Genomic DNA, 8588 nt, shown 5'->3' on the forward strand with positions numbered 1-8588 from the left:
CCGGGAGAGGGGAGCCGGACGCTCGCTAATGTCAGAAGACGATAGACTCCCCTCCCCCGGAGGGGAGGGGCTGGGGGTGGGGTCTAACGTCTGGGTGTCATATAATCCAAACTCCGCCCGAATACGCTCAGTATCAACCCCCGGCCGGGGTGCGGCCTTGTCCGAATACAGCCGTTCGCCATCGATGCGAATGGGGCAGCGTGTGGTAGCCAGTGGCTGCCCATCAGCCAGTTTTACCAGTTGCTTCATGCCCAGCACCTCGAAGCCAGGGCTAGCCGTGGCTTGCTGATAGTTGAGCACCTCGGCGCACCAGATGCCCAGCGGCTCTAGCTGCGCCAGCCAGGTGGCGGTGGACTTTTCGCGGAGCTTGGCGGCCAGGCGGGCGCTGATGTCGTCGCGGCCATCGAACCAAGAGCTGGCGGTGGGGTAGTCGGCCAGAATGCCCGTATCCAGCAGGTTGTCAAGCTTATCGAGGTTGCCCATCGCCAGGGCCAAAAAGCTGTCCTGGGTGGCATAAATACCGTAGGGCGCGCTGAGGTAAGCGTGCGCCGTGCCACGCGCTGCACCGCGCTGGGGCAGTTGGCCACCATCGTTGAGGTGTGTGGTCAGCAACTCAAACTGCATGTCGAGCACCGATTCGAGCAGGTTTACTTCGACCAGCACGCTTTGGCCGGTGCGGTCGCGCTTGAGCACTGCCGCCAGCAGGCCCTGCGCGAAGTGCGCGCCGCAGATAATATCGGCCACCGCGATGCCGAAGGGCGTCGGCCCATCGGCCGCCGTACCCGACAAATACGCCAGCCCCGACATGGACTGCACCAGCAAATCCTGGCCCGGTTTGGTGGCCCAGGGTCCGGTAGCCCCGTAGCCCGTCACCACGCCGTACACGATGCGTGGGTTCAGGGCCCGCACGGCCTCGTAGCCGAGGCCTATTTTCTCCATGATGCCCGGCCGAAAATTGTGGGTCAGGATGTCAGCCTGCGCTAGCAATTGCTTCACCTGGGCCAGGTCGTCGGGGTTCTTGAGGTCAGCCGCATAAGATTCCTTGTTGCGGTTGATGGTGTGAAACACTAGGCTGCTGCCTTCCACAAATAGATTTTTGATGGCAATCTGCCGGCCCGCTTCGCCCGAGCCTGGCCGCTCAATTTTGATGACGCGCGCGCCGAGGTCGGCCAAGCGCAGGCCGGCTGATGGGGCCGCCAGAAATTGGCTGAACTCGATAACTAAAAGGCCTTCTAAAGGGAGGGGCATAGCTGGTTTCGTTTTACAATCGTCATGCTGAGCGGAGCGCAGCGGAGTCGAAGCATCTCTACCGGTGAACTAACTCCTAACGCTAGCAACGAAGCGGTAGGGATGCTTCGACTCCGCTCCGCGGCGCTCAGCATGACAGTTTAAATAGGGTATTTTTAAGCCAGCGTCCGCGACTTCACATACAGCGCGTTCAGCTCGCGCAGCAGCGCCCGCTCATCGCCGCCGTTTAGCAAATACTGCCGCACGGGCTCGCCGGCGTGGTCTTGGAAGAACATGTGGCCGTGGTAGCGCGGGCGCAAAAAGGCGCGCTGCAAGGCCGGTAGCGTGGCCGCGAAGTAGTTGCTGCTTTGCGCGTTCACCTGCGCATCTTGCCAGGCGCCTAGGTGGCCGGGCTGGCCGCCATTGTCGAAGTACAGCGTTTGTTGGCAGGCGGGCGAGGCCACAAATTCGGCATAGCGCACGGCGGTGGCTACGTCGGCGCACTTGGCCGAGATGGCCAGGCCGGTGCCACCTAGGGTGCTGCGTAGGCGGGTGCCACCGGGCGTAAGGGCCACCATGTCGTGGAAGTGCAGCAGGCGGCGGGCGTAGCCGCGCCGGGCGTAATTGGAGTAGCCGTAGGCGAAGGGGCAGTAGGCCAGCGCGTCGGTCTGCGTCATGGCCTCGTACACCTGGATGGGGTTGCGGTGGAAGCAGGCCGGGTCTACCTTGCTCGCCAGCTCGCGGAATAGTTGCAAGGCCTGCACGCCTACCGCCTCGCTCACCACCTCGTTTTCGCGCTGGCAGGGGTCTTCGCCCAGCGAGCAGCAGAACATGTAGAAGCTCATCAGCGTGTCGATGGGAATGAGCGAGAACGCCACCAGGCCGCGGTCGGCCAGGGCCAGCAGGTCGGTGAAGGTTTCGGGCAGGGCCAGGCCGTGCTGGGCTAGCAGGTCGGGGCGGCTGGCGGCCACGGGCGTGGCCGCGTCGATGGGCAGCGCCCACTGGTGGCCCTGAAAGGAATAGCTTTCGTAGGAATGGCCCACGGTGTTGGCCTGCTGGTCGGCCAGAAACTCGGCCGGCAAGTATTCATCGAGCGGCAAAATGGCCCCCGTGCGCGCCGCAAAACCCGCCCATGGGTGGTCAATCACGAGCAAATCGAACCGCTCGGCCAACTGCTGAATCGACTCATCGGCGAACTGCTGGAGCGAGCGTTTCTGCCAGGTGATTTCCACACCGGGATTCAACTCGGCGAAGCGCTGCGCCGTGGCCGCCATCGGCACAAAGCCCCGGCTATGATTCCAGGTAATTCCTTTTAACTGAATGCTGTCGGTTGGCATTGGAGAGATTCCGGTGTTTAAAATTTGATGGCTTGGGCGCGGGTCGCTGCGTCGTTCTTGCCGCTCACCGGCAGCAGGTAGAAGCTGTAGCGATAGGGCTTGGCGGGCACTTGGTATTTCTCAATGGGGGCGGCCTGGGCGTCCCAGCTGGTGTTGCCGCCCACGCCCATTTGCACCAGGTCGATGTTGAGGGTGACCAAGCCCGCGTCTTTGAGCTTGTTGGTGTGGCGGGCTTGCTGAATAGTTTGCTCGGTGTAGGGCCAGGCGCTCATGCTCAGCAGGCTGTCGGCTACCACTAGTAGGCCGGCATTTTGCCGGTCGGCCAGTTGCATCCAGCGCACGTCGGTGCGGTTGGCGTACTCCATCGGCACCACGTAGGAGTCGGCAAACTCGCTGAGCGACTGGCTATAAATGCCCGCGTCGAAGCCGTAGCGGCGGTCGATGTAATTTTCCAGCGGCCCCCGGCCGTAGTAGCTGATTTGCGTGTTGGCGTGGCGAATGCCGCACTGCATGCCTACCCTAGGAATGTTGGGCAGGCCGGCGGCGGGCGTGAGGGCGTAGTCTACTTTCAGGGTACCAGCGCCGTTTAGCGTGTAGGTCACGCGCACCGTGGTTTTGTCGTCGATGAGCGAGTAGGTGCTGGTGAGGCTGGGTTGGCCGGGCTTCGACTGGTCCAGCGTCAGGCTTTGCAGCTTGGGCGCGGCCGTAAACCAGGGCTTTAGCTGCTTATCGGCTTTCCAGCCGCGGCGGTCGTTGTCGGTGAGCGGGCGGGTGAAGTGCGGCAGCAGCGGCGCGGCCAGCTGCTCGGTGCCGCCCTGGCGGTAGGAGGTAAGCGCGCCGCTAGCCTTGTCAATGCTCACCTGGAAGCCCTTGCCGCTGAGCACATAAGCCGTGGCGTCGTCGCGCACGGCCACGGCCGGGTAGCTTTTGACTGACTTGGTCGGCTGGGCCAGCCCAGTCAGGGTAAACTGGTTACTGGCTACCTCGTGGCCTTGCTCGGCCCAACCCAGTGCCTGCGGCAGTGCGAAGGAAATGGTACCTAGGTACTCCGCGCCTGCTTTCATCTTAGGCAGGTAAGATTTAAGCGAGATAACCGTGTCGCGCCCCGCCGCCAGCCGCAGGCGTGGCAGCAGTTTGGTGCTAATTACGCGGCCATCTTCACGCACTATTAGCGTCACCGCGTAGTCGGCCAAAGACTTGCTGGCGTGACGGTTTTCGACCCGAAGCAGGCCCCGGCCCGCGTCGGTGAGCGTGCATTCGGCCGGCTGGTACACGCGCTTACACTCGTAGATGGCGGCGTGAGGCCGGCCATCCGAAGCCACGATGCCCTTGATGGTGAAGTCGTCGTAGTATTTCTCCTGAAAGTCGCCGCCGTAGGCGTAAAACGCCGTGCCGGTCGAGTCGCGTTTCAGTAAACCCTGGTCCTTGAACTCCCAGATGCAGCCGCCGATTACGCGCTTGGTGGCGCGCCAGCCGTCCCAAAACTCCTTCATGTTGCCGGTGGCGTTGCCCATTGAGTGGGCGTACTCGCAGAAGAAAATGGGGCGGGTGTCGCCGTTGTCCTGGTTGGCCAGCAGTTCGCCCGTAAACAGGCCGGGGTACATGCGGCTCACCATGTCCACGTAGGCTTGGTCGCGCGGCACCTGAATGCGGTAGGCGTGGTTTTTAGGGTACTTCGGGTCGCTGGGGTCGATGTAGCCGGGCAGGTGTGGGTCGCCCTGCGCGGGCTCGTAGTGGATGGGCCGCGTGATGTCGAAATCGCGCAGCCAGGCGGCCATGGCGGCGTGGTTGGGGCCGCGCCCGCTCTCGTTGCCCAAGCTCCAGAAGATGATGCTGGGGTGGTTTTTGTCGCGCAAAGCCATGCGCAGGCTGCGCTCCTGGTAGGCGGTAGTCCAGGCCGGGTCGTTGCTCAGTTTCGACCCTAGGCCGTGGGTTTCGAGGTTGGCTTCGTCGATAACCAGGATGCCGTACTCGTCGCAGAGGTCGTAGAAGTACGGGTCGTTGGGGTAGTGGCTGGTGCGGATGCAGTTGAAATTGAACTGTTTGAGCGTCTGCACGTCCTGCCGAATGTCGTCGCGGCTCACGGCCATGCCCTTGGTGGGGTGGTGGTCGTGGCGGTTCACGCCGTAGAGGTAGGTCAGCTTGCCGTTAATAAGCAGCTTGCCATTGTCCTTGGAAAACTCGATGCTGCGGAAGCCCACGCGGCAGCTCTTGGCCTCCAGCACCGCGCCGGTTTTGTCGCGTAGCGTCAGCACCAGCGTGTAGAGGTTGGGGGCCTCGTCGCTCCACTTGGCGGGGTTGCGCACGGTGGTTTCGAGCAGGCCAAACTTGGCATTGTCGAGGCGCGGGTACTTCTCATTCAGAATAGCATCGGCCGTGATTTGCAATGGCTTGGCGAGTACTGCCACGTTGCGGCCGTCGTAGAGCTGCGCCGACAGCTCGTAGCCCCCTAGGTCGTCGTTGCCGGTCAGGTTTTCGAGGCGCGGCCGAATGCTTAGTACCGCGTCGCGGTAGTCTTTGTCAAGCTTGGCCTGCCAGTGAAAATCGGCGAGGCGCACCTTGGGCTCGGCCAGTAGCAGCACCTCGCGGTAGATGCCGCTCAGCCGCCAATGGTCCTGGTCTTCGAGGTACGAGCCATCGGACCAGCGCATTACCTGCACCGATACTACGTTTTCGCCGCCTTGTAAATATGGCGTTACGTTGAACTCCGAGGGCAGGCAGCTGTCCTCGCCGTAGCCCAAAAACCGGCCGTTCACCCACACCTTAAACGCCGAGCTGACGCCGCCAAAGTGCAGCGTCACGTTCATGTTTTGCCAGCCGGCCGGCACCGTAAACGTGCGTTGGTACGAGCCCACGCCGTTGTAGTCCTGCGGCACGTGGGGCGGGTCGACGGGCCGGAAGGGATACTTAGCGCTCTTGTAAATAGGCAGGTCGTAGCCGTTCAGCTCCCAGTTAGAGGGCACGGCCAGCTGCTTCCAGCCCTGCACGCGGCTCTTGTAGAAGTTCTTGGGCGCGTCGGCTGGCTTTGGGGCAAAGCGAAAATCCCAATTGCCATTCAGCGATAGCAGGCGCGGGGTTTTGCTACGGTCGCCACCTAGGGCGTCTTTTTCGGTGGGAAAGGAGTAGGCCGTGGCGCGGGCAGGCTCGCGGTTTAGCTCGGTGATTTGGGGGATTTCCCAGGCGTCGGTTTCCGGCCCGGCGTAGATTGCGGGGACGTGCGAGACGTGGGGGAAGAAGTACACGCTGGCTTCCTGGGCGCTTGCTTTGCTTGCCCACAGGAAAAGCAAGGCCGCCCAGACGGGGAACCTCACCCCCCAGCCCCCTCTCCAAAAAAGAGGGGGAGCCGGACGACTCGGGATGCGTGGATAAAGAGCTTTGTAGATTCTATGCATCATTTTCAAAGTCAATACTTTGCTGCCTAGCGTTTGGCTCCCCCTCTTTTTTGGAGAGGGGGTTGGGGGGTGAGGTGCCCCGTCTGGGCGGCGCTATTCAGCGTTACTGTTGCCCCCGCCAGTCCCTCCGCTGTGGCCCGCACTGTAATAGCCCCGCCCTTTTCCGTCGTCTGCACAATCGCCAGCGCCATGCCGTTGTATGCCTTGCGCTCCGGCGCTTTAAACGACTCCATACTAGCCTGATACCCGTTGTCCACGCCTGCCACGAAGCCCGGCCCGCTTACCGCGAACTTCACCAGGTTAGCCGCATCGGGCACCAGGTTGCCGGCGGCATCCAGCACGCGCACGGTGAGAAAGGACAAGTCTTTGCCACTGGCCTGTAGTTGCTGGCGGTCGGCGGTTAGCTCGATTTTGGCGGCGGGGCCGGCGGTTTTCACGGTGCGGGTGAGCACGGTTTGGCCGGCGCGGCGCGACACGGCTTGCAGGGTGCCGGCGGCGTAGGGCACGCGCCACATGACGTGCAGGTCATCGGCGCCCTTCTTTTTGACACCTAGGGACTTGCCATTCAGAAACAGCTCTACTTCATCAGCTTGGCTGTAGTAGGCCCACACATCCACAGTTTGACCGGGCTTCCAATTCCAGTGCGGCAGCAGATGCAGCACGGGCCGGGTAGTCCACTCGCTTTGATAGAGGTAGTAGGCGTCTTTGGGGAAGCCGGCCAGGTCAATGACGCCGAAGTAGGAGCTGCGCGCCGGCCAGGGGTAGGGCAGGGGCTCGCCCAGGTAGTCGAAGCCGCTCCACACGAAGGCGCCACTGATAAACGGGCTGTTGCGGACTGCGCGCCAAGCGGCCTCGTGCGTCGCGCCCCAGTAAGGCGCGGCGTGGTCATAGCTCGAGGCCGTGAAATCGGCATTGCCGGTGGTCAGCTTGCTCTTGCCATCCTTGGGCCAGATGCGCAGGCTGTCGGAGGGCAGGTCGTAGTGCCCGCGCGTCTCGAAGGCGGCCGCGATTTCGGTGGCCAGGAAATGCTGGCCGGGGAAGCGCTTGGGCAGCTCGGGGTATTCGGCGTGCTTGTAGTTGAAGCTCAGCACGTCGAGCACGCCGGGCTTGGCGATGAAGTTCTTGTCCGGCTCCTGCTCGGTGAGGGCCGAGGTCACGGGCCGGGTCGGGTCGAGGCGCTTCACGATGGCGGTCAGCTCCTGGGTCAGCCGCACGCCGGTGCTGTCAAACTGCTCCCGTATTTCATTGCCAATGCTCCACAGAAAGATGCTCGGGTGGTTGCGGTCGCGCCGAATCTGGTCTGCTAGGTCGCGCTGGTGCCACTGCTTGAAATCGAGGTGGTAATCCTGCGAGTTCTTCTTTTTCTGCCACATGTCGAAGGCCTCATCCAGCACCAGGAAGCCCAGGCGGTCGCACAAATCCAGCAGCTGCGGCGCGGGCGGGTTGTGCGACATTCGAATGGCGTTGCAGCCCATGGCGCGCAATAGTTGCAGCTGCCGCTCGGCCGCTCGCTCGTTAAATGCGGCCCCCAGCGCCCCCAGGTCGTGGTGTTGGTTCACGCCCTGAATGCGCAGCGGCTGCCCATTTAGCAGAAAGCCGCGCTGGCTATCAAATACGCAGGTGCGCACGCCCAGCGGCGTTTCATACTCATCCTCAAGTGTTTTGCCAGCCAGCACCGTAGTTTTCACCCGGTACAAGTAAGGCGTCGCCACCGACCACAGCTGCGGATTTTTCAGGGTGAGCTTTTGCGACACGGTGGCCGCCGCGCCGCTCAGCTGCACGCCGCTGGTCAGCTGCCGGGCTACTTCCCGGCCGGTTTTATCGAGCAGCACCGTTTGCAGGGCCACTGTTTGAGGTTTCCCGGTGGCATTGCGCAATTGCGTTTGCACGGCCACCGTGGCGGCCTGGGCGCTCACGGCGGGCGTGCGCACGAAGGTGCCCCACTCGTCCACGGCCACCTGGTGCGTCGTCACCAGCCGCACGTCGCGGTAAATGCCCGAGCCGGTGTACCAGCGCGAATCGGGCTGGGCCGAGTTATCGACGCGCACGGCCAGCACGTTGGGTTGGCCGGCGGGGCGCAGGTAGGGCGTCAGCTCGTAGCGGAAGGAGATGTAGCCGTTGGGCCGGTAGCCCAGCGAGTGGCCATTCAGCCACACCTCGCTGCGCTTGTACACGCCGTCGAACTCAATATACACGTTGCGCTTGGCCGTGGCCGGCAGCACGAACGTCTTGCGGTACCAGCCGATGCCGGTGGGCAGGCCGCCGCCCTCGGGCTTGGCGGGGTTCTTTTCGTCGAATTTTCCCTCGATGCTCCAGTCGTGCGGCAGCGTGAGCTGGCGCCACGCGGCGTCGTTGAAGGTGGCGTTTTTCGCGCCGGCCTCGTCGCCTAGGTAGAATTTCCAGCCCTTATCAAAGCGCTGCACCACGCGCGGCGGGCCGGGCTGCGCGCTATAAGCAGCCGTTTGTGCACCGAGTAGTAGCAACAGAGAAAGGGAGAAAAGGCGCATGAGGTGGAAATTATTGCATTGGTATCGGAACGTCATGCTGAGCGCAGCGGAGCGGAGTCGAAGCATCTCTACCGCTTCATTGCTAGTGTCAGGAGTTAGTTCACCGGTAGAGATGCTTCGACTCC

4 protein-coding genes are annotated in these 8588 nt (G+C 62.7%); all 4 read right to left on the reverse strand.

The features are described 5' to 3' along the window. Positions 1-1248: CaiB/BaiF CoA-transferase family protein (locus VFO93_RS22305; protein ID WP_325136596.1), on the reverse strand; the 1248-nt coding region annotated here is incomplete at its 3' end. Positions 1249-1403: 155 nt separating this feature from the next. Then, positions 1404-2564: an ABC transporter substrate-binding protein gene (locus tag VFO93_RS22310; protein WP_325136597.1), complete on the reverse strand. Its 1161-nt coding sequence runs from the start codon at positions 2562-2564 to the stop codon at positions 1404-1406. Between the two features lie 17 nt (positions 2565-2581). Continuing rightward, a complete protein-coding gene (locus VFO93_RS22315; RefSeq protein ID WP_325136598.1) occupies positions 2582-5851 on the reverse strand; it encodes a glycoside hydrolase family 2 TIM barrel-domain containing protein in 3270 nt (1089 codons plus the stop codon). 131 nt (positions 5852-5982) lie between these two features. Further along, positions 5983-8463, reverse strand: a complete 2481-nt coding sequence (gene galB / locus VFO93_RS22320) for a beta-galactosidase GalB (RefSeq protein WP_325136599.1) — start codon at positions 8461-8463, stop codon at positions 5983-5985. Between the last annotated feature and the right edge of the window lie 125 nt (positions 8464-8588).

Source organism: Hymenobacter sp. (assembly GCF_035709525.1).
GTDB lineage: Bacteria > Bacteroidota > Bacteroidia > Cytophagales > Hymenobacteraceae > Hymenobacter.